Origin of the sequence: Gordonibacter sp. An230, from assembly GCF_002159915.1 — a bacterium.
GTDB lineage: Bacteria > Actinomycetota > Coriobacteriia > Coriobacteriales > Eggerthellaceae > Rubneribacter.
On the sequence record NZ_NFJP01000015.1, the window covers coordinates 51,297 to 75,926 of the forward strand.

The 24,630-nt window shown below is 61.2% G+C and carries 18 protein-coding genes; 13 read left to right on the forward strand and 5 right to left on the reverse strand.

Translation table 11 applies throughout. The features are described 5' to 3' along the window. Positions 1 to 102: 102 nt before the first annotated feature. Both B5F40_RS09270 and B5F40_RS09275 read right to left on the reverse strand, forming a co-directional pair. Positions 103 to 828, reverse strand: coding sequence for a B3/B4 domain-containing protein (locus B5F40_RS09270; RefSeq protein ID WP_087194052.1), 726 nt, complete (start codon positions 826 to 828; stop codon positions 103 to 105). A 383-nt stretch (positions 829 to 1,211) separates the two neighbouring features. Then, a complete protein-coding gene (locus tag B5F40_RS09275) occupies positions 1,212 to 2,726 on the reverse strand; it encodes a helix-turn-helix domain-containing protein (RefSeq protein ID WP_087194053.1) in 1,515 nt (504 codons plus the stop codon). Positions 2,727 to 3,253: 527 nt separating this feature from the next. Between B5F40_RS09275 and B5F40_RS09280 the strand changes: the two genes are divergently transcribed. Further along, positions 3,254 to 4,924 carry an FAD-dependent oxidoreductase gene (locus B5F40_RS09280; protein ID WP_087194054.1) on the forward strand — a complete coding sequence of 557 codons (1,671 nt, stop codon included), beginning with the start codon at positions 3,254 to 3,256 and terminating at the stop codon, positions 4,922 to 4,924. A gap of 257 nt (positions 4,925 to 5,181) precedes the next feature. Here the strand turns inward: B5F40_RS09280 and B5F40_RS09285 are convergent, their stop codons facing one another. Both B5F40_RS09285 and B5F40_RS09290 read right to left on the reverse strand, forming a co-directional pair. Further along, the gene (locus B5F40_RS09285) at positions 5,182 to 5,502 is read right to left on the reverse strand and encodes a type II toxin-antitoxin system RelE/ParE family toxin (RefSeq protein WP_087194055.1); all 321 of its coding nucleotides are present in this window, start codon (positions 5,500 to 5,502) and stop codon (positions 5,182 to 5,184) included. Next, a complete protein-coding gene (locus B5F40_RS09290) occupies positions 5,492 to 5,779 on the reverse strand; it encodes a type II toxin-antitoxin system Phd/YefM family antitoxin (protein ID WP_087194056.1) in 288 nt (95 codons plus the stop codon). Before B5F40_RS09290 ends, B5F40_RS09285 begins: the two co-directional genes overlap by 11 nt. Before the next feature lie 472 nt (positions 5,780 to 6,251). Between B5F40_RS09290 and rplM the strand changes: the two genes are divergently transcribed. Together rplM and rpsI are read left to right on the forward strand one after the other, a co-directional pair. Beyond that, positions 6,252 to 6,686 (forward strand): 50S ribosomal protein L13, encoded by a 435-nt coding sequence (gene rplM, locus B5F40_RS09295; RefSeq protein ID WP_087194057.1) that lies wholly within the window; start codon positions 6,252 to 6,254, stop codon positions 6,684 to 6,686. Positions 6,687 to 6,689: 3 nt separating this feature from the next. Continuing rightward, on the forward strand, positions 6,690 to 7,082 hold the full coding sequence (gene rpsI, locus B5F40_RS09300; RefSeq protein WP_087194058.1) for a 30S ribosomal protein S9: 393 nt from the start codon (positions 6,690 to 6,692) through the stop codon (positions 7,080 to 7,082). A 294-nt stretch (positions 7,083 to 7,376) separates the two neighbouring features. Here the strand turns inward: rpsI and B5F40_RS09305 are convergent, their stop codons facing one another. Then, positions 7,377 to 8,819, reverse strand: a complete 1,443-nt coding sequence (locus B5F40_RS09305; protein WP_162610946.1) for a helix-turn-helix transcriptional regulator — start codon at positions 8,817 to 8,819, stop codon at positions 7,377 to 7,379. 241 nt (positions 8,820 to 9,060) lie between these two features. On the opposite strand from B5F40_RS09305, the gene B5F40_RS09310 reads away from it, so the two are divergent. From B5F40_RS09310 to B5F40_RS09355, 10 genes are all read left to right on the forward strand, one after another. Further along, the gene (locus B5F40_RS09310) at positions 9,061 to 12,021 is read left to right on the forward strand and encodes a molybdopterin-containing oxidoreductase family protein (RefSeq protein WP_087194059.1); all 2,961 of its coding nucleotides are present in this window, start codon (positions 9,061 to 9,063) and stop codon (positions 12,019 to 12,021) included. Continuing rightward, the gene (locus B5F40_RS09315; RefSeq protein WP_087194060.1) at positions 12,021 to 12,704 is read left to right on the forward strand and encodes a 4Fe-4S dicluster domain-containing protein; all 684 of its coding nucleotides are present in this window, start codon (positions 12,021 to 12,023) and stop codon (positions 12,702 to 12,704) included. The genes B5F40_RS09310 and B5F40_RS09315 overlap by 1 nt, the downstream gene beginning before the upstream one ends. After that, the gene (locus B5F40_RS09320; protein ID WP_087194061.1) at positions 12,704 to 13,597 is read left to right on the forward strand and encodes a dimethyl sulfoxide reductase anchor subunit family protein; all 894 of its coding nucleotides are present in this window, start codon (positions 12,704 to 12,706) and stop codon (positions 13,595 to 13,597) included. The genes B5F40_RS09315 and B5F40_RS09320 overlap by 1 nt, the downstream gene beginning before the upstream one ends. A 1,033-nt stretch (positions 13,598 to 14,630) precedes the next feature. Then, the gene (locus tag B5F40_RS09325; protein WP_087194062.1) at positions 14,631 to 15,137 is read left to right on the forward strand and encodes a winged helix-turn-helix transcriptional regulator; all 507 of its coding nucleotides are present in this window, start codon (positions 14,631 to 14,633) and stop codon (positions 15,135 to 15,137) included. Positions 15,138 to 15,368: 231 nt separating this feature from the next. Then, positions 15,369 to 16,070 carry an EthD domain-containing protein gene (locus B5F40_RS09330; RefSeq protein WP_087194063.1) on the forward strand — a complete coding sequence of 234 codons (702 nt, stop codon included), beginning with the start codon at positions 15,369 to 15,371 and terminating at the stop codon, positions 16,068 to 16,070. 492 nt (positions 16,071 to 16,562) lie between these two features. Further along, the gene (locus tag B5F40_RS09335) at positions 16,563 to 17,867 is read left to right on the forward strand and encodes an MFS transporter (RefSeq protein WP_087194064.1); all 1,305 of its coding nucleotides are present in this window, start codon (positions 16,563 to 16,565) and stop codon (positions 17,865 to 17,867) included. Between the two features lie 111 nt (positions 17,868 to 17,978). Further along, positions 17,979 to 19,367: a C4-dicarboxylate ABC transporter gene (locus B5F40_RS09340; RefSeq protein ID WP_087194065.1), complete on the forward strand. Its 1,389-nt coding sequence runs from the start codon at positions 17,979 to 17,981 to the stop codon at positions 19,365 to 19,367. A 259-nt stretch (positions 19,368 to 19,626) separates the two neighbouring features. Then, entirely contained in the window at positions 19,627 to 20,322 is a 696-nt protein-coding gene (locus B5F40_RS09345) for an EthD domain-containing protein (RefSeq protein WP_204217371.1), read from the forward strand. 62 nt (positions 20,323 to 20,384) lie between these two features. Beyond that, positions 20,385 to 22,484, forward strand: a complete 2,100-nt coding sequence (locus tag B5F40_RS09350; protein ID WP_087194066.1) for an oxidoreductase — start codon at positions 20,385 to 20,387, stop codon at positions 22,482 to 22,484. 25 nt (positions 22,485 to 22,509) lie between these two features. Continuing rightward, positions 22,510 to 24,570, forward strand: a complete 2,061-nt coding sequence (locus B5F40_RS09355) for an FAD-dependent oxidoreductase (RefSeq protein ID WP_087194067.1) — start codon at positions 22,510 to 22,512, stop codon at positions 24,568 to 24,570. The last annotated feature ends 60 nt before the right edge of the window (positions 24,571 to 24,630 follow it).

A 24,630-nucleotide genomic window follows, 5' to 3' on the forward strand; every position in this document is an offset into this window, starting at 1 on the left:
CCGGGAAAGCGGACGCGCTTGCGCCAAGGGTCCTCTGCTCGCAAGCTTTTTTGGCGGGGTCTTCGGGGAGAGGGGACGGGGAAGCGCCCTTCCCCTCTCCCGTCAGCCGACGATGACCACCTCGGGATTCGAGCGGTCTACGATGGCACGCACCTCGATGGACGCTCCGAGGTAGCGCTCCATGAGCTGGGAGAACTCGTCGAGCGCCGCGCGCAAATCGTCGATGCGCGACGGAACGACGCACTCGATGATGAAAAACGCGCTTTCCGAATCGTCGGTGAGCGCGGTTCGTTGACCATCGCGCCAGTTCCAACAACGACACACCGCCCCCGCGTTATCGCGGTAGCACAGCTCTCCAGGCAGCGTGGGATCGTCTTCGTCTTCGCCGAGCGCGCGGAAGGCATCGCCTCCCTCGGTGATGCCGAGGCGCAGGTCGCCCTCGAACGCGTCGATGTCCTCGCCGCCCACTGGCAGCGCGTATTTGAGCGACACGGCGTTGTAGATGTCGACTGTTGGCGTGATGGAGCCGACGGGGTTGCCCTTCAGCACGCGCTTGAGCAGGTTTTCGATGGAGCAGCGCGCCCCTTTCTTCGTTTTGAACTGCTGATACGCTTCGCGCCACACGCGCACGGCGTCGTTTTGCGAGATGGTGTTGCTTGTGAGGTGGCGGTCGGCTTGCGCGTTCGCCTCTCTCAGGAGCGCGGCGATTGCCGCTGCGTCCTCGACGGGCACCTCGCTGGTCGGCTTCATTCCGCGTGCGACGATCACCCCGATCGCCGCCTCGGGAAACAGCTTCCAGAACGACTCCTCTGCGATGAACTTCTGCATGACGCCTCCTTGTGGTCACTTCTTCCGCTTCTCCGATTGTACTCCATGCTCTGCACGCTTCGATGCGCCGCCCTCGGGAAAGGGCTTTGTGCGGGGCGTGCCGTAAAGGACGGAGATGCCGTCGCATTCGTCCGCGTTGTCGCCCGAAACGGTCGGTTTTCGCGTCGAAAGCGACCGTTTCGGGCGACAACGATCCATGTAGCGGATCCGTGCGGGAGGAGGGCAAGGGGGCGAGGGGCGAGTAGGGCAAGGAGGGGTTGGCATGAGGGGGCGGGTTTGTGGCTAGGACTGCGGAGGCCCAAGCGGAAGGGGTGGCCGCGCTTTTTCGCGTTCGTCTGGCGCCGACGGATCGTCTGCGCATCGCGCGCGAAGGCGCTGCCGTATCATTCCCAGCCGGGCTTGCCCACGCCTCCCTGCTCGATGGTGTCGAGCAGCCCCTGCCGGTCGAACACGCCCACTTTTCGGTAGATGCTGCTCACGTGGTGTTTCGCCGTGCCTTGGGCGATGGAGAGCTTGTCGCAGATGGCGCGCACGGTGCGTCCGCGCGCCAATAGCACGAGCACTTCGGCCTCGCGGTTCGTGAGGCGGCACATCTGTGCGATGCGGCCGCATTTCTCTTCGAGGCTCGCATCGATCGGTTCGGCGTGCGGTGTGGCGTAAAGCTTCTGCACGTCGGTTTGCGTGAGAAACAGCATGCCCACCAGCACGAGCGCCAGCACCCCGACGAGAAGCGCCGCGGAGCGCGTCTCGTCCGACCACAGTGCCGAGTTCAGCAGCCCGTCCGCGCCGATGGAGCCGACGAGCGTTCCCGTGCGTGCGCAAAGGATGACCAACCCGAACGACAACGCCACGGGAATGCGCCCCCGAAAGGCCACGTCGGTGGACACGAGCATCATGAGCATGTCGAGGCAGTACACCCCCATGATGACGAGCCCTGCGCCCAAAAAGCGGTATGGCTCGGGCAGCAGCAACAGCAGGATGAGGCCCGCCGCCATGGCGGGGATGACGGGGCGGTACAGCGCAATAGGCTCGGCTTCGGAGGGTGCCACCGCCATCGACAGCGTGATCGCGGCAAGGGCGAGCCCGGCAAACAGCATCGTTTTGAACATGAAGGGCCCGTCGTCGCTGGCGAACGTGTTCACCATGCCTTGCGAAAGGCCGTACACCATGCTGATAACCACGATGCAGCAAAGGATGCGCACTGTGGGTACGGTGCGCATATCGATCGGCAGCACCGAAGGCTCGCGGCGCGGTTCTTGCTTGCAAGCCGCAAGGACCGCAGCCGACACGATGGGAAGCGCTGCCGTGAACGCCGCACCTGCTGCGCTGGGCAGCGCGGACGCTATGAAGAACAACACGAAGGCGAATGTGTAGGACACGTAGAGGTGTCGCCCGACGCGACCGGTTGCGAGCGCGCTCCACAGTTCGCCCCACATGATGAGCAGGAGCGCATTGCCTGCGGACGCGGCGATTGCGGCAGCGAGGAAGCAGGCGAAGCCCGCTGCGCCCGAGCATGCCGAGAGCGACGCCGGCAGCAGCGCGGTGCCCGCGGCGGTCAGCCCTCCGGCCAATGCGAGGCACGGGCGACGGATGAGAAACGGAGAGAGCCTCCGCGACAGCGTCACCACCCCCACGTATCCTGCGGTGGTGAGCGCGAGCACCCAAAGGGTCGTGTTTCCGGCGGTGGGGTAGTGCTCGGTAGTGGGCAGCACGATGCCCGTGCACATGCTGATCATCCACCATGCCTGCCAAAATCCCAAGCCGAGCAATCGCCAGCCGGAGAACCCCGAGCGGCCCTTGCCGCTCTCGCGCCGTGTCCGCTCTGCGAGACTGCCCGTCCCTTCGCGCTGCGTGTGCTCTGCGGACCTTTCTGTTCCCTCGCATTGCGTTCGTCCCATAAGCCGTCCCCACCCCTCGCGTCCCGTATCGCTTCGACGAGAACCTAGCAAATCGGTTAGTCGGATGCAAGCGCGCAAAAAGCCGAATGGTATGGGCCACTGTGGCCCATATGCCGTTGTTCTGCGAAAATGGGTCGTTTTGTTCGATGACCGGATCACTTCGCTTGTGCAGCATGGACGGCGAAGGAAGAAGGCCGTCCGTCGGGCTGCGGTGCGGTTCGACGCGCGGCGTCGCAACTTGCTCGTAGCTTTCGTATCCGTTCGGGCGCGATGCCGGGTTTGCGGCCGAGGTTCAGCGCATCGCTCGCTGACGTGTGGCGTGTCGAAGGTGCTGCGTCGTTGCATCGGCGGTTGCGTGATGGTGCGATCTGCCCGTAATTGCGGTGCTTCCCGACGCAGTGCTTACGGGACCTGCGCGCTAGTTCGCGGAGGGTTCCCGGCGTTGCTCGCGCCGCGTGTCGGAGGTCTCCTTCCCAGCGTTGTTGACGGGGCTGAGGGGTCTCGCGATCGAACGAAAGGGGTTTCTCATGACGAAAAGCTTGAAGGGCGGGTTGTCCCGCCGCGCGTTTCTCGGGCTGGGCGTCACTGCGGCTGTCGCCGCCGGAGCCGGCTTGGCCGGCTGTGCACCCGCGACGAACACGGGCGACGGCGCGAAGGGGGCTGGCGACGGTGCGTCCGGCACCGGGTCGGGCGAAGCGCGCTACGCGTGGGAGGTTGCGCCCGAGCCCATCACCGACATCGCCAACACGGTGGACACCGACACCCTCGTCATCGGCGCGGGCCTGGCCGGTTGCGCGTGCGCTGCTGCGGCGGCCGAGAAGGGCGGCAAGGTGACCGTCGTCGAGAAGACGTCCAGCTGGAACGGCCGCGGCGGCGGTTTCGGCGCCATCAACTCGCACTACATGGACGAGCTGGGCATCAAGGTGGACAAAGTGAACGCCAAGCAGCACTGGATCGCCCAGTGCGCGAGCCGCGCGAACGAGGATCTCATCACGAAGTTCTTCAACAACTCCGAGGAGGCGTCGAACTGGCTGCTGGCGAAGGCCGAGGCTGTGGGCGGCACCGCGATGGTGGGCGCGTTCTACAGCCACGACGACGTGTATGCCGAGCAGCCTGGATACCACATGCTCACGATTCCCGAGGAAGCGGGCCTCACCTCTACGGGCTTCGCCGGCGCCGAGCTGTGCTACAACGACGCCGTGCGCGACGGGGCCGAGTTCGTGTTCGATTCGCCAGCCGTTCAGCTGGTGAAAGAGGGCGCGAAGGTCGTCGGCTGCATCTGCGAGACGGACGACGGCTACGTGCGGTACAACGCCAGCAAGGGCGTGGTGCTGTGCACGGGCGACATCGGCGGCGATGCCGAGATGGTGAAGGCGTACGCCCCCATCTGCGCCGAGTACGGTCAGCCCCGCAGCCAGTACACGCCGGTGGGCGTGAACACGGGCGACGGCCACAAGATGGGCATGTGGGCCGGCGCGCAGCTCCAGGACCTGCCGCTTCCCACGATGATGCACCCGCAGGCGTTCTGCTGGTTCCACGGGCCGTTTTTGTTCGTGAACGACAACGGCGAGCGCTTCATGTGCGAGGACACCTGGGTGCAGGGCAAGTCGCTGGCCATCAACCGCCAGCCCAACGGCGAGGCGTGGTCCATCTTCGACGCCAACTGGAAGGCCGACCTCGTGAACGGCCTGCCCTACGGCGGCGGCATGTTCTGGGACTCCTTCCGTCCCTACGGCAGCGACTTGGAGTTGGCGCCCCAGTACTTCGAGACGCAGATTCCCACCTACATCGAGGCCGGAAACGCGTACCAGGCCGACACGCTCGACGAGCTGGCCGAGAAGATCGGCTGCGACGCGGACACCTTCAAGGCCACGGTCGAGCGCTACAACGGCATGTGCGAGGCGGGCGAGGACACCGACTACTACAAAAAGCCCGTGTTCCTGACCCCGGTGAAGGAAGGGCCGTTCTATGCGCTGAAGGTCGGTCCGGCTTTGCTGGCCATCCCCGGAGGCCTGCGCACGAACGTCGACTTCCAGTGCCTTGATGCCGAGGGCCAGCCCATCGAGGGCCTGTACGCGCTCGGCAACGTGATGGGCGACATCTGCGCCGTGGACTACCCCATCAACGTGGCCGGCAACAGCCATGGACGCTGCATCACCTACGGGTATCTTCTGGGTCACGAGCTGGCCGGGGCGTAAGCGCTTCGCGGGCGCGGCGCTTCGCGTGGCAGGTCGCCGTTTCATCGTGCGGGATGCGGTCGATCCGATCACGGAACGCAGCTGACCCGGACGACATACCCTCTTCGAACCCTACTCCTCGCGTCTGCGGCGCGCTCAGCCTGCAGCCCTCTTCGAGCCCTGCGCCACCTCTCTCCCGGCGCAGGGCTTTTCGTGCCCCGCCTGCCCAAATGTCCCACTTCGAATGTTTCACGTGAAACATTCGTTCGCTTGCGGCGTCAATTGCCGAAATGGATGCGGCTGAAATCTGCCTTCGAGTGGAGGATGCGCTCTACGTAGACTGTGTTGGTTTCGTCGTCAACCCAATAGAACGCCGCGTATTTTCCGACAAGGAGTTTTCGCCTCGGTGCATCGGTGAATCCGTACGGTTTTTCGGGGATGCGTGCAGGGAAGGCGCTCAAGCCACTCGAAATGGACTCCATAAGCTCGTCGATGCGGGCCTGAGCCCTTTCGGTCGAAAAGGTGTATTGCGCCTCGTAGATTGTCAAGAACGACAGATCCTCGATGGCCCCTTCCGTGAATGAGACATCATAGCTCATGGTTATCGCCCAGCCTTTGCGCAACGCGGCGGTGCACTTCCGCTTTCGCTTCCTCGAGAGTGTACGTTTTAGGGTGCTTCTTGTTGTGCTCGACGGCTTCGTCGATCGCCAGTCCCACGTACCTGTCGTAATCGAACGCGGCTGCGTCCATAACCACGAGCGACGCGCGGCCGTTCTTCGTGAGGTAGATAGGCTTGCCGGTTTCCTTGGCGAGCGCCTCAATACTGTTGTAGTTGCGGCGGATGTCGGTGGAGGAGCGGATGATGGGTGCGGACATAACGATCTCCTTTTCGCGTATGCTGAGAATAAGCATACTATACTATGCTTATGAGTAGATTAAAAGGTGCTTTAACGCCATGGCTGGCATAGAGGGAGGGATGCGCGGGTTCCGTCTGGGAGGTTCAGGTTCGGGTGATCGGCAGTCCAGGCCCAATGACCTCAAGTCCGGTTCCTTTATGCAGATCGCGCGCAACGTCGGGGAATCCCGTTGACTTCAACGCAGCGCGCTGTTTATACTGCAAAGGTTCGCTTTCAAAGCCCCGTGCATGCAGCGAGAAGCGGAAGCGCTAGCGAGGGAGTCCAGGCCCGAGGCAGCGTGTCGGCGTAGGAACCCGGCATCCGATCGACCTGCGCTTTTGAAACCGATCATCCGTCGTGTCGCGGCGATTCGGCCTTCGGGCCAAAGCGCCAAGATGCAACGGGAATCCCGCCCCGCACGGCGGGGCAGGACAGGATTTTGGAGGAAGACAGTGAAGACGTATTACGCGAAGCCCAACGAAGTTGAGCGCGAATGGGTCTTGATCGACGCCACCGACCAGGTGCTCGGCCGCGTCGCCGCCAAGGCTGCGCAAATCCTCAAGGGCAAGCACAAGCCGCAGTACACGCCGCACGTGGACACCGGCGATTTCGTGATCGTCATCAACGCGGACAAGATCCGCGTGACGGGCGCGAAGGCCGCCGCGAAGACCTACTATCGCCACAGCGGGTTCCCCGGCGGGCTGAAGTCTGAGACCTTCGAGCAGGCCATGGCGAAGCATCCCGAGCGCGTCATCGAGCACGCTGTCAAGGGCATGCTGCCGAAGAACACGCTGGGTCGCGCCATGGGCAAGAAGCTCAAGGTGTACGCGGGTGCCGAGCATCCGCACATGGCTCAGCAGCCCCGCGAGATCAAGATGGAGGGTTAACCCATGGCAGGTGAAGCTTTGTACTACGGCACGGGCCGTCGCAAGAACGCTGTCGCCCGCGTGCGTCTCGTTCCCGGCACCGGCAAGGTCACGATCAACGGTCGCGAGGCTCAGCAGTACTTCGGTCGCGAAGCGCTGGTGAACTACGCGCTGACGCCGTTCAAGGTGACGGACACTATCGGCCACTTCGACGTGATCGCCCGCATCAACGGCGGCGGCATTTCGGGACAGGCCGGCGCGCTGCGCCACGGCATCTCCCGCGCCCTGCTGGAGGCCGGCGACTACCGCGCCGAGCTCAAGAAGGCCGGCTACCTCACGCGCGACGCTCGTATGGTTGAGCGCAAGAAGTACGGCCTGAAGAAGGCCCGCAAGCGCCCGCAGTTCTCGAAGCGCTAGTTCGCTTTCGCGAGCAGCACGCGCGTTTTCCAAAAGCGCCCGTCTCGTTGGAGGCGGGCGCTTTTTCGTAGGATGGAGGGGACGGATGGCTCAGGGCGGATGGGCAAGGGCTGACGAGGTGCTGATCGTGCATGCACTGGTCGCGTAGCCGCGGTTTCCTGGACGCGGGCTTGCGCGGTGGCTCATGGAGGAGGGGTCGTTGCTGCACGCGAGGCGGGTGCGAGGGCGCATCGGCGGGCGAGCCGTGCCAACGCTTCTTGGAAGCCGCGGGGTTTGGAGGGCGATCCGCGAAGCCTACTGGGGTTTCTCGATGAGGTTTATCAGCTCTTGCTGCGAATGGATGTCCAGTTTGCGATATATGTGCTGTCGATGCATCGAGACCGTGCTTTTGGAAACGCAGAGCGCGGTGCGGATGTAGTCGAGGTTGCGTCCCTTGGCGAACAGGATCATCACCTCGGTCTCTCGGTTCGACAGTCCGTGTTTTTCTGCGAGCGATGTGCAGCGTTGCATGAACTGTCCGCTTGGGATGCGCTGTCGGCTTGCCGTGAGCTTTTTGAGGTCGCTTTCGGTGAACAGCGTCAGATACGAGAGCAGCAGCAGTAGCGTGCTCGTCAGCATGAGCGGGAAATAGAAGGTGGATGCCTCGGACGTCGCGTTCGCAAAGCGCCAGATCCCGTGCCCTGCGCACGAACCCACGAAAAGGAGCGACTGGGTCAGGCAGAAGACGCGCACGCGCCCCTGCGCGCCTTGTCGGGGCATGCAGAGCACGATAGCCCAGGAAAAGCACATCGCACACCGAAACACCGCCATGTGGATCGGCAGCCATAATGCGGCGTGAAGCGCCGGGTCGATCGGAGCGAGCGGAAGGAGCTGCGCGGCGATGCACGCGAAAACCACGACTCGGTAACATGGCGCAAGCCACGAATCGTCTTTGGATCGCGCGGCCGCCATGCCGATGGCCGCTACGCCGAGCACCGTTGTGAGCGTGTACAGCCCTTCCCATACGGTGCCGGAGATGGGGATGCCGTTCGCGTCCATCAAGCTGTAGTATCCGATGCGCGCGTTGTCGTGGGCCACGCCGACGACGGAGAGCGCAGCGCCGAGGCGGATTGCGGGACGCAGCCGTTCCCGGTCGACGCCTGAGAGGAAGGCGGGGGAGGGCGCGGTCCGATCCGGGGGTTCGTCAGAGGGCAGATCGTCGGCCGAGAGCTTTCGCGAGGCAAGAAACGATCCTAAGAACAGCGCGAGGTACAGGGTGTTCGCCGATTGGGCAAACTGCTCTGGAAGGAGGGAGACGATGAGCGTGAGCACTGCGGCAAGAATGAACCCCAGGCAGCAAATCGTGACGGAAGGGGCGGCTTTCCGCTTGGCGAGTTCGGCGAACTCCCCGATGATGCAGAGCGAGACGCATGCGCTCGCTGCGCACGAGCAAGCCGTCGCTGCAAGCGCGTTGTTTCCGGAGAGTGCGGCTTCCATGATGCCTGCGGCATAGAATGCAGCCACTGCAAGGATGATGAAAGAGCGGCTTCGTCTGAGCGCGCGCAGGATGCGGTTCGGTGCGCAGGCTGCGATCGCGAAGCAGAGCGTGGAGGCGAGCATCGTCGCGGTGAGGGGCCGCTGTCCGATCTGCTGCGCTTGGAACTGCGAGAACGTCAGGGCCGATTGGAAGCAGATGGAAGCTGCGAGAAGCACGTCGCCTTTTCCCATGCGTGGTATCGCTGCCAGAAACGACGGCATGCCGCATCGCCCCCTTTCCCCTCGGCCTTGCCTGCGGCAAGTGTAGCACATTCGTTCCGTCGTGCATTTCGTGCCTTTCGATGTTGTCGAGAATCCCCAGTTCAAAGGCATTGTGCTAGGAGCACGTATTTTGTCTTCTCGCGCAAAACGTGTTCCTGGCAGGTTTTGCCGCGCGCACGGAGGCTTTAGGGTTTTGTTCGACTCCGATTGGCAAGGGGCAAGGCGAGATAAGGAGGAGGCAATGGGCAAGCTTATGCTTTCAAGGCGCAGCTTCGCCAAGGCTGCGGCGGTTACCATGGCGGCAGCGGGCGTTTCCGGCACGGCGAATATCGGCGCCGCGCTTGCGGAGCAGAGCGCAGACGGCGGCGCTGGCGAGGTGAAGCGCATTCGCTCGTGCTGCCGCGGATGCGGCAAGATGGAGTGCGGCGTGTGGGTGACCGTGCGCGATGGCCGCGTCATCAAAACGGAGGGCGACGAGAGCGCGTTCCAGTCGGCTGGCAACCACTGCGCGAAGGGTCAGGCGTCGCTGCAGGCGGCGTATCATCCGGATCGCTTGCTGTATCCCCTGAAGCGCACCAACCCCAAAGGGGAGGATCCGGGATGGGAGCGCATCTCGTGGGACGAGGCTGTCAAGATGGTCGTGCAGGGCATAGAAACATGCCAGGAGAAGTACGGCAACCCCACGTTCTTCGGCATGAGCGGTACCTCGCGCGTGTGGTCGATGGGGGGATATTCCGCCCTGCCGGCGATTTTCGATAGCCCCAACGCCATCCGTGCCGACCAGATCTGCAAAGGCCCTCGTTATTGGGCGAGCAAGATAAACGACTGCTGGAGCTGGTACTGGATGGAGACGGTCGGGCGTCCGCGCGTGTACGTGCAGTGGGGCGGCGCCTCGGAGCTGTCGAACTACGACGACAGCTGCCGCACGACCGTCGATGTGGCGACGCGCGCCGACAAGCACATCATCGTGGACCCGCGTCAGACGAATCTGGGCAAGGAGGCCGACATCTGGGTGAATCTGCGCCCCGGCACCGACGGCGCCGTTGCGAACTGCTGGGCCCAGGTGATCATCGAGAACGACCTCATCGACGATTTGTACGTGCGCAGATGGATGAACGCCCCGATGCTCGTGGTGGAGGAGGAGAGCTTCGAACCGACCCCGTGCTCGTCCTCGCTGCAGTCCGCGTCCATCAAGACGCGCCTTTTGAAGGAGTCGGACATCAAGGAGGGCGGATCGGACACGCGCTTCATGGTGGTCAACGAGCTGACCGGAAACTTGAGCTGGTACGATGCCAGCCTCGATACGCCCGGATGGGAGGGCGAGGACTGGAAGCCCATGACCGAGGGAACCACGCCCCATCAACCCGGCCTGGATGCGACGGGCCAGAGTCAGGGCTTCCTGCCCAATCGCTCCCAATTTCCCGAAGGCCTGTATCCGGCGCTGTTCACCGAGGAGGGCGGCCGCGAGGTCGAGCTGAAGGACGGCACGAAGGTGCACGTGCGCACCGTGTGGGAGCGCTACATCGAGTTCCTCGAAGACTACACGCCCGAGAAGGTGGAGGAGATCAGCGGCGTGAAGGCCGACGTGCTGCGCGAGGCGGCCATCACCTATGCGACGCCGGTCGATCCGGCCACCGGCTACGGCAACGGCGGCATCCAGTACATGTTGGCCGCCGAACATGCCTGCAACGCGTTGCAGAACCAGCGCGCGTGCGATCTGCTGGTGGGTATCACGGGCAACATGGACGTCCCCGGGGGTCAACGTGGGGGTACGCTTGCTTGGGACGGCATGATGGACATCTGCACCTCCATCCCCTTCGGGGCCATGGCGATGAAGCAGTTCAAGTACAAAGACGACGGCAGCCTGCTTCTGGGCTCTGAGCGCTTCCCGCTCATCGGCTCGGATTGCAGCGAGGGATACGCGGATGCGACCAGCGTGTACGACGCCATCGAGACGGGGAGTCCGTACAAGGTGTCGTGCGGGGCGGGCTCCGCGGGCGACTTCATGAACCAGTCCAACTCCCTGAACGCCTACGAGCAGCTCAAGAAGCTTGATTTCTGGTGCTCGATCGATCTGTGGCACACTCCCATGGTCGATGGGATCGCCGATGTGGTCTTGCCCGCCGCGCATTGGCTGGAGATGGACTGCCTGCGCAAGAGCCAAGGCGGCGCGGGTGCCTTGGGCGCAACGGTGAAGTGCATCGAGAGCCCGGGCGAGGCGAAGCCCGATCAGGAGATACTCATGCGCTTGGCGAAGGAGAACGGCACGCCGTGGCTTCCCGGTGCGACGCCTGACGAGATGTGGCCGGTCGATAACGCTCTCTACGCCGTGAACAGCTTCGTTTTGAGCATGGGATTTCGCATCAAGGATTGGGAGGAGTACAAAAAGGAATTCCAGGAGAAGGGCTGGTTCGATCTCAAGGTGGAAAACCCCGACCATTGGGGAAGCTATCGCCGTTACGAGACGGGCAACGTCGATTTCGCTGCGAAGAACCCCGGGTGGCGCACCACTACGCACAAGCAGGAGATATGGTCGACGGTTCTCGAATCGTGGCTGATCAACGGCGTGCACAACGACGGCAAGCCGGTGAAGCTTCCCGATTCCGACGAGGAGTTTCAGCAAAACGAAGTGTTCCCCGTCTTCCGAGAGGCCCCGCATAGCCCGGTGGCCGATCCTGACGCCTACAAAGACGACAACGCCTTCCTCATGACCACGGGACGTCGGCAAGGCACCTACTTCCACAGCGAGCATCGCCAGCTTCCGTGGTGCCGCGAGCTGTGGCCGGTGCCGCGTTTGGAGATCAACCCTCAGGATGCCGAGCGGCTGGGCATCGAGCAGGGCGACTGGGTGTGGATCGAAACGGAGCATGGCAAGATTCGCGAGGTTGCGGACCTGTACTACGGCATCGCTCCCGGCGTGGTGAACGCCGAGCATCAATGGTGGTACCCGGAAGCGAAGCAGCCTGATCGCGGCTTCAAGCTCTCCGGAGTGAACTGCTTGGTAGACCGCCATGCGCAGGATCGCATCATCGGCTCGTCCAACCTGCGCGCTTATGCGGTGAAGGTGTACAAGGCGACGCCGGAGAACAGTCCGTTCGGCAATCCGGTTCCCTGCATGGACGACGGCACGGAGGTCATCCATACAAGCGACGATCCGCGTTTGAAGGACTGGATGCCCGTCTATGAAAGGAGCGGCGAGTAATGACTCAGTACGCGATCCTCACCGATCTCAGTAAATGCGTGGGTTGCTTGGCGTGCAGCGTCGCATGCAAGGTAGTGAACGACGTTCCTTTGGGCTCGTATTGGAACAAGGTGCTGCGCGTGGGGCCGAACCCTCGCACGGAGGGCGGCCAGTGGCCCGATGTGTACATGTACTTCCTCACCATTCAATGCCAGCACTGCAAAGAGCCCGAGTGTGTGAAGGTGTGCCCCACGGGCGCGACCCATAAGCTCGAGGACGGCACCGTCCAAGTGGACAAAGTCAAATGCATCGGATGCCAGTTCTGCGTGATGGCCTGCCCCTACGGCGTCAGGTATCTGAACGAGAGCGAGCGCGTCGTGGAGAAGTGCACGCTGTGCGAGCAGAAGATCGCGCAAGGAGAGCTGCCCCAGTGCGTGAGCCAATGCGGGGGTCGTGCGCGATGGTTCGGAGACGTTGAGGCGGGAATCGAGAATTTCGAGGGACCCGGAAACAATCCGGATGACCGCTCCTACGACGGCATGTCCTCTTACCGCGTGCGTTTGGGCGACGCCACGGGAGAAGGCCCCGACTTCCCGGTGAAACCGTACGAGGATTCCGAAGTGCACTACCTGCCTGACGCGGGCAACAAGCCCAGTTTCATGTACATACTGCGTGGCGAGAAATGGCAAGGGGGAGAGAACTGATGGAGCTTCAATGGCCTTTGATAGTGTTCACCATTTTGGTGGCGTGGTCTGCCGGCTTGTTCGCCTCCCAGTGCCTCGTAGCCATAGCGGGCGGTGCCGAGCTTTCTGAAAAGTCCGGCAAAAGCCAGATGATCGCATGGGTAGTGAGCGCGGTTCTGCTTGTTGCCGGCGGCGTTGCGGTGCTCTTCCATCTGGAGCATTGGGAGCGGATCTTTAACGGGTTCGGGAACGTTACGAGTGGCATCACGCAGGAGCTCGTCGCCATCGTGGTGCTTGTGATTGTCGCCATCATCTATTTGGCGCAGATGAGGAGGGCCGAGAACGGCGTGCCGGGCAAGGCGATCTGCGTCATTGGGATCGTCGCGTCGATCGCTTTGGTCGGGATCATGGCCCACAGCTACCTGATGGCGGCCCGTCCCGCTTGGAACAGCATCGCATGGGTGCTCTACGTGCTGGGCAACGCGTGCGTTCTCGGCCCTTGCACCATGCTGCTCGCCATGCTCGCCGCTCGCGATAGCGGAACGTCGTCGGCGCGTTTGATCGCTCTCGTCGGCTCCGTCCTGGCCGTTGCGACGGCCGTGGCGTATGCCGTTGTGCTGCAGGGGGCTGCGAGCTCCATCGTCACCATCGGATACTACTCGGATCCGACGATGGTCGCTTTTCCGATGACCGATGTGCCTTCCGTGTTCGCGGGCCAAAGCTTCCTGATCTGGCTGGGGGCCGTCGTCGTGGGCACGCTCGTCCCCCTGGGATGCGTGCTCGCAGCCCGCTTCAAAAAAGACGCTCGGTCGCATGCGGTGTTGTACGCGCTTGCAGTGCTGGGCGCTGTCGTCGGAGCAGTGTCCATGCGTGTTGCGTTCTATACGCTCGGTTTGGGCTTGTTCGTGTTCTGATCCGCCGATGCCCCGTCGCTCCGCAAGCGGGCGACGGGGTTTGCCGAGTCCCGCCTCGTGCGGCCTGCCCTCCCCATCCCCCTTGCAAACGGCAGGCCGCACGAGGCGGGACTCGTCGTCTTCGCACGCTCGATTTTCGTTTTGTTGGGCGATTGGGAGGGGCGTATCGACGCCACCTTTTCGGCTGGTTCGATGGCTGCGTGTTCGACCTTTGCCTCATGCGCCGGTCACTATTGCGTGCGGATGACGAGACGTGCGCCCGGTTAGGTGCGGCGGCCTTCCCGCGTAGTCCGCGAGGAGGCCGCCTTCCCATGCCGCGCGCCGTTTCTCGCATGCGCGCGTGCCGACGGTTTAGGGACTTGGCAACGCGCGTTGTGTCTAGTGCTTGAGACGACGAATGTTAACGTCGATGCAGTATTGGTGAGCGGGCCTGGCTTCATGGTCGGATATGCATTCCGCGAAGGTCGGTTTCTCTGTTGCTTGCGATCCGCTTGCGAGCGAGGGTTCGGCTCTCGTGCATCTCTCGAGCAGTTTTTAATTGCTTTCGAGGTCGGGGCGCGTTATTCGCCCGTCTGCGGAGACGTTGCCGACAAGTTTGACGGCATCCCTTGAAGGGCAAGTTTCGGCGCCGGTCCCTCAAAAATGATGCAAGCGTGCGAAAGGGAAGGCGAAGGTCGCCGAAGGCAGGCAAGGGTTATTATGCGATTCCTCGTCGGGTGGTTACTTCCAAGTGAGTTCTTGCGTTCATCGAATTGCTTGTATGATACTAGGTGAAAGGCTGTAAGATAGCCGTTCTTTGCAACCGGGAATGATGAAGGTGCGATCAAGGATTGGGCGAGAGGATCGCGAATGCTTGAAAGCATGATGGGTGATGGACAATATTGGCCGGAATCCCATATCGCATCGTTTTTTTGTTTTTCAGGCACGATGCAGTTGTTTTACTAATGGAGTCGGTAACGGGGAGGGGGTGCGCTTTTTCTTATAATTGCCTGGACTGTTCGCTGGATTGCTCATCGAAGGAAGAGGGCTGTGAATGCTCGAGAACATGGACGATTTAACCTCGTGCTCCCTTTCGTATGTCGCTTCCATATTGGGTGGGAAATGGAAGCCCTTCATAGTGTGGTATCTGAGCATGGCTCCCGACAAAAGGGCTCGCTATAGTGAATTGAGAAAAAGCATTCCTTACAACATATCCCATAAAATGTTTAGCCAGCATTTGAGCGAACTTGAGCAGGAGGGGATCATCGAGCGGATCGTCGTCGAGGCAAAGCCTCTGCATGTCGACTATTTGCTTACAAGAAAGGGTATTAGCTTCGCAAACGTCCTGTATTTCATCCGTGACTGGGGGGCTGTGTACGGAGGGTTTTCGGAAGAGACGCTGTTGAGAACAAAGGGGACAATGTGTAACGGGGCGGTAGTGTACGGAAGCTCAGACGGCGTCTCTCGGGCGGATGTCGGAGAGCGCATCATTTGGGAGTTCGATACCTCGAAGCTTTCTGCGCAAAGCGAGGGAGAGGGCGGGGGGATAAAGGAAGCATAACGGCCGTCTGCCGTCTCATCGCCGGGTGTGCTGGTCGGTTGCCAAGAGGGCGGCCGGCCAAGCCGTCTTTGGAGCGATTGATCGTTCGACTCCTCACCTTTGGGTGAGAAACGCACTATTAAGTGCGATATTGCATGCTTTTCGCGAGGTCGTAAGAATACGAGGCAAGGGCGCGTTCCAAGAAAACGCATGGCCCGATGACGGCGGAGAGGTGCAGAAAGGATGGTCGGCATGATTTCGAGAATCAACTTACTCAAGAAGAAGGATGGGCTGAGTTCGGAAGAGTTCGCGGCGTACCTGACACAAGCGCATGGAAAGCTTGTAGGAACGATGCCTCATTTGAAAGGGTGCGAGGCGAATGTGGTCGTTGATAACGAGCAACGCTCGCCGTTTGATCGCGGTTCGACGGAGATCGATGGTTACACTGAGATGTTCTTCGATAGTTACGGCGACATGATGCGTGATATGGCCGCAATCGAAGACGCGCTTTCGGTTGATTACGCTCAATTCGCATCCCCCGACGTTCCGGCGCTTGTCGTGGTGAAAAAGGTGGACAAGCCCGTTGCCGCTTATCTGCAGGGCGAGAACCTGATCAAGCGGATGTCGTTTCTCGGACGCAAGGACGGCGTAAGCGCGGCAACGTTCCAAAAAGAGTGGTGGGAGATGCACTCCGCTCTGGTTAAGACGATGACTGGGTATGCCGGATACAATCAGAATCTCGTTATCGACCGGATCGTGCAGGGGGAGCCGGCATCGTTTGAAGCGTTGCCTATCGAAGGCGTAGTGGAGTTCTGGTTTGAGAACATGAAGGCTTTCGACGAGTGCTACGGAACTTCGGCGTTTAAGCGCACAGGAGCCCATGGAGCTGAGTTCATCGATAACATCACGACGTATTTGGTGAAGTCGCAGCCTATTGTGCCAGTGCGACTCTGATATGTGGGGCTAAGAAGGGGCAGCTCCTTTTCCTTCTTTCGACTGTGGGCGGCAAACAGCGTGATGCGTTATATCCGGCGCGCGCATATGCGCGCGCCTTCAGTTTGGGAAAGAGGGTCGGTGCGAGGTGGGCGTGTTTCCCAATAAGAACGGTTCGAGGGCAAGCACCGCTTACTTTTTCGTATGTTTCTGACTTCAAAGTGCGTTATTGAAGTCGATTTTGAATACTCGCATCATGCGGGTAGGGGAAAGCTTGCGGTAATGGGACTTCCCGCGGGAAATCGTGTAGATGTCGGAAGCGTGAAAGCTTGGGTGAAGCTGTCCAAGCTGCCATGTTTGCCTTCCCGGTCAAAATGTCAGTGTCTTAAGCCGTGCGAGCGCATCGGTGAGAGGCGGTATAGCGCAAGAGAGGGAGGTGGTCTAGCTGCCGAGTGCTCATGATTCATTATAAGTTGCGTGACCGTCTTGGGATCTTTCGGGAGAGGATGAGATATGGAGGCACCTACGGTACCCGAAAAGAAGAAGACCTCGCTTGCTAGGGCGGTGTTTTCAGGAAGTCTTGGGAACATGCTGGAATGGTTTGACTACGGATTGTACGGATACTTCGCAACGATCATTTCCAGGGACTTCTTTGTTTCCGACGATCCGATCGTCGGACTTTTGCTCAGTTTTCTGGTGTTTGGTACAGGTTTTCTCGTTCGTCCTATCGGCGGCATTCTTATTGGCATGTACGCCGACAAGCATGGGAGGATAAAGGCCTTGACGCTCACGATCCTCTGCATGGGGGTATGCACTCTGTGCATGGGTCTTCTGCCTACGTATTCCCAGGTGGGAATTGTCGCGCCCATCCTCTTGACCGTATTGCGCCTTCTGCAAGGTTTGGCGACAGGTGGGGAATTCGGATCGTCGCTCACGTTCATCGCAGAATACGGAACGCCGAACAACAGGGCCTTCCTCGTGAGTTGGCAGCCGTTCAGCGTGGGATGCGGCCTTCTTCTCGGCTCTGCGGCAGGTTTGCTTGTCACGACGATCCTGCCCGAGGCAGCGTTGTATGATTGGGGATGGCGCGTGCCGTTTGCCTGCGGAATACTGATCGCTGTCTATGGCGTTCACATGCGCAAGAACGTCCCTGACTCTCCGGAGTTTCTCAAGATGAAAGAGCAGGAGGGTGGGACGGACGAGCCCCATGCGCCCGTCAAAGATCTGTTTCTTCGTTACAAGAAGCCCATCGTCACGGTGGTGGGTCTGCTTGTGGGCTCCAGCGCGACGTACTACCTTCTGATAACTTATATGCCCACCTACATTTCGGAGTTCATGGACACCTCGCTATCGAGCGCATTTGTGGTCAACACTTCGGTCATCGCGATCTATCTGCTCTTGTGTCCCGTTATGGGTATGCTTATCGACAGGATAGGAAGACGAAAATGCCTGATCGTTGGCTGCTTGGGGTTCCTTCTTTTGTCTTATCCTGTTTTCTCGGTGCTGGTGCAGCAGACGAACGCTGCTATCATGATCGCGCTGTTGGGGATTCTCATCGTTTTCCAGACGATCCTCGCGGTGGCCATTGCGGTTGTCTCTGCCGAAGTGTTCCCCACCAAGCTCCGCAACAGCGGCGTGGGCTTTTCCTACAATCTCGCAGCGGCCATCTTTGGCGGCTTGGCTCCTCTTGCGGCAACTGCGCTCATAGCGGCGACAGGAGATCAGCTGTCCATTACGTATCTGATTCTCGGAGCTATCCTTATTACGTTTTTGACCAGCGTCTTTCTTCTGAAAGGGTTTTACTCCAAGGAAGGGTGATCGGGATTGCCGGCGCGTTCTGATTTTTCGAGCGCAGGGGAAAGGGGCGCTTTCTCCTGCGCTCCTTCCGCATTTTGAAGCGCTCTGCCGTTTTTTGAGGGGGGGTGCGGTGTGGCCGGCGCGAAGGACCTCTTGCTCGTTGCGAAAAGCGCAGTCACCTTTTGCTTCGGTATAAGCTTTATCGCGAACATGTTTCTGGAATCTCCGTTGATCGACTCCCTGAATTTGGGTTTGATGACCGCTGTGGTTGCACTGAGCTTCGTTTCTTCAAAGGGGTCGGCGAGAACAATCGGCACGTTGCTGCTGTTTTCGGGTGCTGTCTTGCTCATCTGCTCGCATGCGCCGCTTTCCGCATGGAAACAGGCCTTGCAGGAAAACTCTCAGCTTGTTGTCATGTTCATCATGGTGCCGCTTTTGGGAATTCCGATTCGCTGCGGTGGGTATGGCGATCCGTTGCGTAAGGCGTTTGGTCGGCATGCGGGTACTGGCACGCGTTACTATGCTCTGGTAAGCGTCATGACCGCCCTTCTGGGCGTTTTGTTGAGCATTGCAGCTGTCCCTCTTTCTTACGAGATATCACGGACAAGCCACCACTGCGAAAGAAAAGAACTAATAAGTGCGGCTTTGAGCAGGGGATTCGTTACTTGTATGATTTGGGCGCCAACGTCGGCGACAATTGCGCTGACAGTTCAATTGACGGGCGTCGATTGGATGGAGCTTTTCCCTGCCGCTTTCGCATGCGCGCTTCTCGCCGGCGCTGTTGGCGCCCTTATGGTTTGCGTTGGGGAAAAGGGGAGGGCTTCTCCTCGCGCGACGGAAACGAGCGAGGATCGTTCGGATGTGCCCGATTTGCCGAAAATCATCGAACTATGCGTGTTCTTTTTGGCTCTGATCGCTTTCATAATTGCTCTTTCCCAGATGGCGGGATTGTCCGTTATCGTTGCGGTTGCTACGGCATCGCTTCTCCTTCCTGCTGCGTGGATGATGGGCATCGGGAAGTTGCCGGTATATGAAAAAGAGCTCAGAGAGGAGTACTTCAAAAGAAAGCTTCCATTGGCGGGAAACCAGATAGCGCTCTTCGTCGGAGCAGGGTTTTTCGCGCAGGGTATGAGCTCTTCTCATGCGGGCGACGTTCTGGCAGGGGCGCTTGCGCAGTCAGTAGGGCAGAGCGTGTTGCTGCTCACTGTGGCGGTGATCGGTCTCACTTTGGCAACCTCGGCCGTTGGCATCCATCCTGTCGCGATTGTTGCCGCGGCAGGAGGGGTCATGAACGCTTCCGGATGCGGTGTCACGCCTGTCTATGCAGCGCTTGTTTTGTCAATTAGCTGGGCGATGGGAAATGCGCTCTGCCCGGCGTCTGCGAATGTCGTTGCCGTCTCCAATTTGGTCGGGCGGTCGCCAGTTGAGGTCAGTTTGCGATGGAACGGGCCGTACGTGTTAGTTACTTCATCTGTGCTGGTGTTGGCGCTCTTGTTCATGAGGATGGCCAGGTTGGTGTAGTGGAATCCCCGTTTCGCGATTCGAAGAATTGCTGTGCGATTGGGGAGGAGATGCTTACTTTTCAGTGCCCTTATGAGTTTGAAGTGCGTTATTGAGGCCTGCTTCGTATGGCCGTAGCATACGGTTGTGCAAGGCCTTTGCATAGCCCACGTTCTTAGCGAATGTGCGCGACGGTTTCAATGCGGCAGTATCTTCGCAGATAAAAACGATGTTTAAGCTGTGGCACCTTTTGCACGTCCAATCCGGAAAGGATGTTTTCGTGATCAGCAGATGCGGTTTGATGCAAAAGCGGGAGGACATGAGTGCCGAGGAATTCCAAAGCTACTGGTTGAACGTTCACGGCCCCATCGCCAGCGCCATGACGAACTTGCGTCAGTACGACCAGCACGTCGTGGTCGGTGCGGAGCCTTCCCGTGCTCAGGGTCCGGTGCGTATCGACGGGTACTCGGAGTTGCAGTTCGACAGCTATGGCGACATGCTCGAGGGTGTGGAGTCGCTGCAGGGCGAGGGGGCGAACGATGTCCCGCTGTTCGCCAACCCCCACTGCCCGATTCTCGTGCTGGCCAAGCGCAGCGTCGTCAAGATCCCCGAGCACCTGCGCGGCAAGAAGCTCATCCAACGCGTGTCGTTCCTCGGTCGCGCCGAGGGCGTGAGCTCCGAGTGCTTCGCCAAGGAATGGTGGAACGTTCATGATCGCCTGGTGCAGACCATCCCCGGATGCGTGGGCTATAACCAAGACCTCGTCATCGATCGCATCGACGGCGGCGTGTCCGTGCCGTATGACGAACTACCGGTTGAGGGCCTGGTGGAGCTGTGGTTCGAAACGCAAGAGGCGCTTGAGGAGTTCTGCGCATCGCCCGAATTCGCCCGCGCGTCTGCGCATGCTGCGGAATTCGTCGGAACCATCGACACCTACCTGACCGAGACCTATCCCGTGGTCGCGCCCTCCGTTTAGGAAGGCGTACTCGCCGAGCACCAACACGATGCAGCTTATTGAATGAGAAGGGGAACAACGCTATGAGAGCTTATGACAAGTTGCTTGAGCCGATAACCATCGGCACCCACACTTGGCGCAATCGCATGGTCAAAGCGCCGTCGTCCGCGATGTCGTGGGATCCGGGCCAGTTCTGCAACGACCGCATCGTCGGTCTGTACGACGCCATCTCCAAAGGCGGCGCATCGGCCATCATCCTGGGCGGCATGATTTGCGACGACCCCGCCACCCTCATCGACGATGCCGACGGCGGCGTGTACACCGTGGAAACCTATCCGCTTGGCGGCCTGTACGACGACAAGTTCATTCCGGGCCTGACCAAGCTTGCCAACGTCGTGCACGACAACGGGTGCGAGCTCATCGCCCAGATCTTCCAAAACGGCGCCGCCATCAAGACGAAGGGAGGGGCGTGGTGCTCGTCCACACTGAGCGCAGAGGAGCTTCCGAGTCCCGAGCCGTACTGCCATCCTACGCGCGGCTTGTCCCTTGAGGAGATCGCCGCGTTCAAAGAGCGCTACATCGACGCCGCCGAGCGTGCGAAGAAGGCCGGCCTCGACGGCATCGAGGTGCACGCGGCGAACGGCTATTTCCTGCTGAGCTTCGCCTCGCGCGTGTGGAATCATCGCGACGACCAGTACGGTTGCCAATCGATCGAGAACCGCACGCGCCTGGCGTGCGAGATCATCCGGGGCGTGAAGGAGCGTTGCGGCGAGGACTTCATCGTGGGCGTGCGCACGAACGGCCAGGAGTACGGCCATCCGGATGCCATCACCATCGAGGAGGGCGTCGAGATCGCGAAGTTCTACGATGCCGCCGGCGCCGACTACATCAGCGTGACGGGCTACGGCTACGGCCCGGTTCCCATGCAGTTCGCGCTCGATTACTGGATGTACCCGTCGCCCGACGACGACATGAAGCAGTACCTCGACCGTTTGGATGGCGAAGGCCTCTCCATCCCCCCGGCCGCCGCCATCAAACAGGCCGTGTCCGCTCCCGTGTTCGGCGTCGGGTTCGCCACGCCGGAAAAGGCCGAAGCGGCGCTCGAGAAGGGCGAGGTCGACCTGGCCATGTTCGCGCGCGGCCTGTGGGCCGACCCCGACATGCCCAACAAGATCGCGGAAGGGCGCGCGCAGGACATCCGCCGCTGCAACCATTGCGCGACGTGCGACGAGCTGCGCATGAACGAGACGCCGCACCGCCGCTGCCGCGTGAACCCGGCGTTTCTCCGCGAGCGCGAAATGGCCGTCGTGCCCGCGAAGGCGAAGAAGAAGGTGCTCGTGGTGGGCGCCGGCGCAGCGGGGCTCGAGGCCGCTCGCGTGGCCGCCGAGCGCGGCCACGAGGTCGTGCTGTGCGAGAAGGAGTCCGTCTTGGCTCTCGAGCTGAACCTGGCCACCATGGTGAAGGGCACCGTGTGCGAGAACGTACCCGCGCTCATCGACTGGCTGACGTCCCAGGCCAAGAAGACGCCAGGGCTGACCATCAAGACCAAGACGACGGTGACGCCCGACTACGTGCGCGCCATGAAGCCCGACGCCATCATCGTTGCAACCGGCGGGGTGTACGGCACGCCTGATATCCCGGGCATCGACCTCGGCATCGTTTCCACGGTTCCCCAGCTCACCCGCTTGGCAGAAAAGCCCCTCAGGCTCTTCGGCGCGAACGCCATCAACAAGCTTTCGCAGATCGCCCTGCCGGGCATCGGCAAGAACTGCGTCGTGCTCGGCGCTCAAATCGAGGGGGTGCAGGGCGCCATCTTCCTGCGCAAGCGCGGCAAGAACGTCACCGTGCTCGAGGACTTGGACACGGTGGGCGAGGGCCTGCCGCCGCGCTACAAGAGCCGCTCGCTCAAGTGGCTGCAGGACAACGGCGTGGATATCGTCGCCGGCGTGGAGTACCGCTCGATCGACAAGCGCGGCATCGCGTACGCCAAAGACGGCGAAGAGCGCTACCTCAAGGCCGACAGCATCCTCGTGTTCAAGTCTCCTGGTTCCGGCTTGAGCTTGTACGACCAGCTGAAAGACCTTGCTCCCGAGGTGTATCCCATCGGCGCATGCAAGGGGCCTGGCAGCACGCTCATGGTCGACGCGGTGGGCCAGGGACGCGCCGCGGCGCTCAAGCTGTAATCGGAAGACTTGGGAGGGGAGTTGCATGAAAAGCTACGAGAAGCTTTTGTCTCCGATAGAGATAGCGCCTACCTTCGTGCTGAAGAACAGGATGATCAAGGCTCCGCAGTCGTCGTGGCGCTGGAACGAAGACTGCACTGCCGACGGCAGCGACGCCATCGCCATGTACGAGAACATGGCGGAGGGGGGCGTTGCGGCCATCGACGTCGCGGCAATACTGTGGGAGCCTGCGGGAGGCATCTACCTCGGTGCCTACGACGACAAGTTCATCCCCGGCATGATCGAGCTCAACGAGGCCGTCCACAAACATGGGTGTCTCACCATTGGGCAGCTGCACCACATCGGCCCGTCGGCCGTCCCGAATCCGAACGGGCCGGCGCCGATCTCCTCGTCGACGCTTTCCGAAGACGAGATGCCGGTTCCCAAGCCGTGGTGCCAAGCACCGCGCGGCCTGACCGTCGACGAGATCCACGAGAAGCAGCGCCTGCACATCGAAGCCGCCGTGCGCTTGCAGAAGGGCGGGTTCGATGCCGTCGAGGTGCACGTCGCGCACGGGTACTTCCTCGACAGCTTCGTGAGCCCCCTGTGGAACAAGCGCGACGACGAGTACGGCTGCCAGAACGTCGAGAACCGCACGCGCATCGTGCGCGAGATCATCGAGGGCATCCGCGAGGCGTGCGGTCCCGACTTCGTCATCGGCTGCCGCCTGAACGGACGCGAGTTCCACCCCACGAAGCAGGGCATCACGGCCGAACAGGCCGCCGAGAACGCTCGCGCTTTCGTCGATGCGGGCGCGCAATACATCAGCATCGCCGGATACGGATACGGCCCCGCGCCGTTTCGCTACTGCCCGGACTACTTCCCCTATCCTGAGCCCGATGCGTTCATGGAGCCCTACATGGACGAATACCGAGGCGTTGGACTGTGGACGGCCGTTGCGCGGCAGATCAAAAACGCGGTGGACGTGCCGGTCATCACCGCGGGCCGCATGAACGAGGATTTGGCGGAGCGCGTGCTCGAGGCCGGCGATGCCGACGTCATCGCGCTCGGGCGCACGCTGTGGGCCGACCCCTGGTTCGCTCGGAAGGTGGAAGAGGGGCGCGCCGACGAGATCATGCGCTGCACGCGCTGCGCGAGCTGCGAGGACCCGGTGACGCAGCCGCGCATCTGCCGCGTGAACCCCACGCTGGGCCAAGAACGCCAGCTCGCCGCTCGACCGGTCGAGAAGAAGAAGCGCGTCATGGTGGTGGGCGGCGGCCCTGCCGGCATGGAGTGCGCCTTGACCCTCGCCGAGCGCGGGCATGACGTGACGCTGTACGAGAAGTCGGGGGCCCTGGGCGGCCGCACCAAGCTGGCGGCCATGATCAAGAGCGGCGGGTGCGAAGAGGTCATGCACATCTACGACCATCTGACCGCCATGGTTGAAAAGTCGGCCGTCAACGTGAAGCTCAAAACCGAAGTGGACGAGCGCCTCGTTCGCCGAGAGGCCCCCGATGCGGTGGTTCTGGCCAATTCGTCGCCCTACTATGTTCCCGATATCCCCGGCATCAACCGCAAGAACGTGTTCACCATCCCTTTGATGTCGAAGCTCGCGCAGGTGCCGCTCAAGATGTTCGGGCCGGACAAGCTCGCCACGATGAGCGAGAAGTTCTTCCCCGTGGGCAAGAAGATCGTGATCTGGGGAGCCGGAGCCGAAGGCGCTCAATGCGCCGAGTTCATGCGCAAGCGCGGCAAGGACATCGTGCTGGTTGCCGAAGACGGAGACGTGGGCGGATTGATCCCGATCAAGTACAAGGAGCGCATCGAGCCGTGGTTCGACCGCAAAGGCGTCCGCGTGGTGCGCAACGCCACGGTGGCCGAATTCAACAAGCAGGGGGCGTTGCTGAGGTTCGCCGAGGGCGGCGAGGAGCTGGTGCCGTGCGACTCCATGATGGTCATGCTGCCCGAGCGGCGCGATGCGGCGTTTTTCGAGATGGTCTCGACGATTGTTCCCGAAGTGCACGAAATCGGCTCGACGCTCGGCGGCGAGAACGCGTTTTTCAAGCATGCGTTCGCCGACGGCCGACGCGTGGGCTGTCTTGTATAGAACATTGACTCGCTCTGCATCGTACCGATGCGCGCCTTGACAGAGCGTGGAATGCAGGAA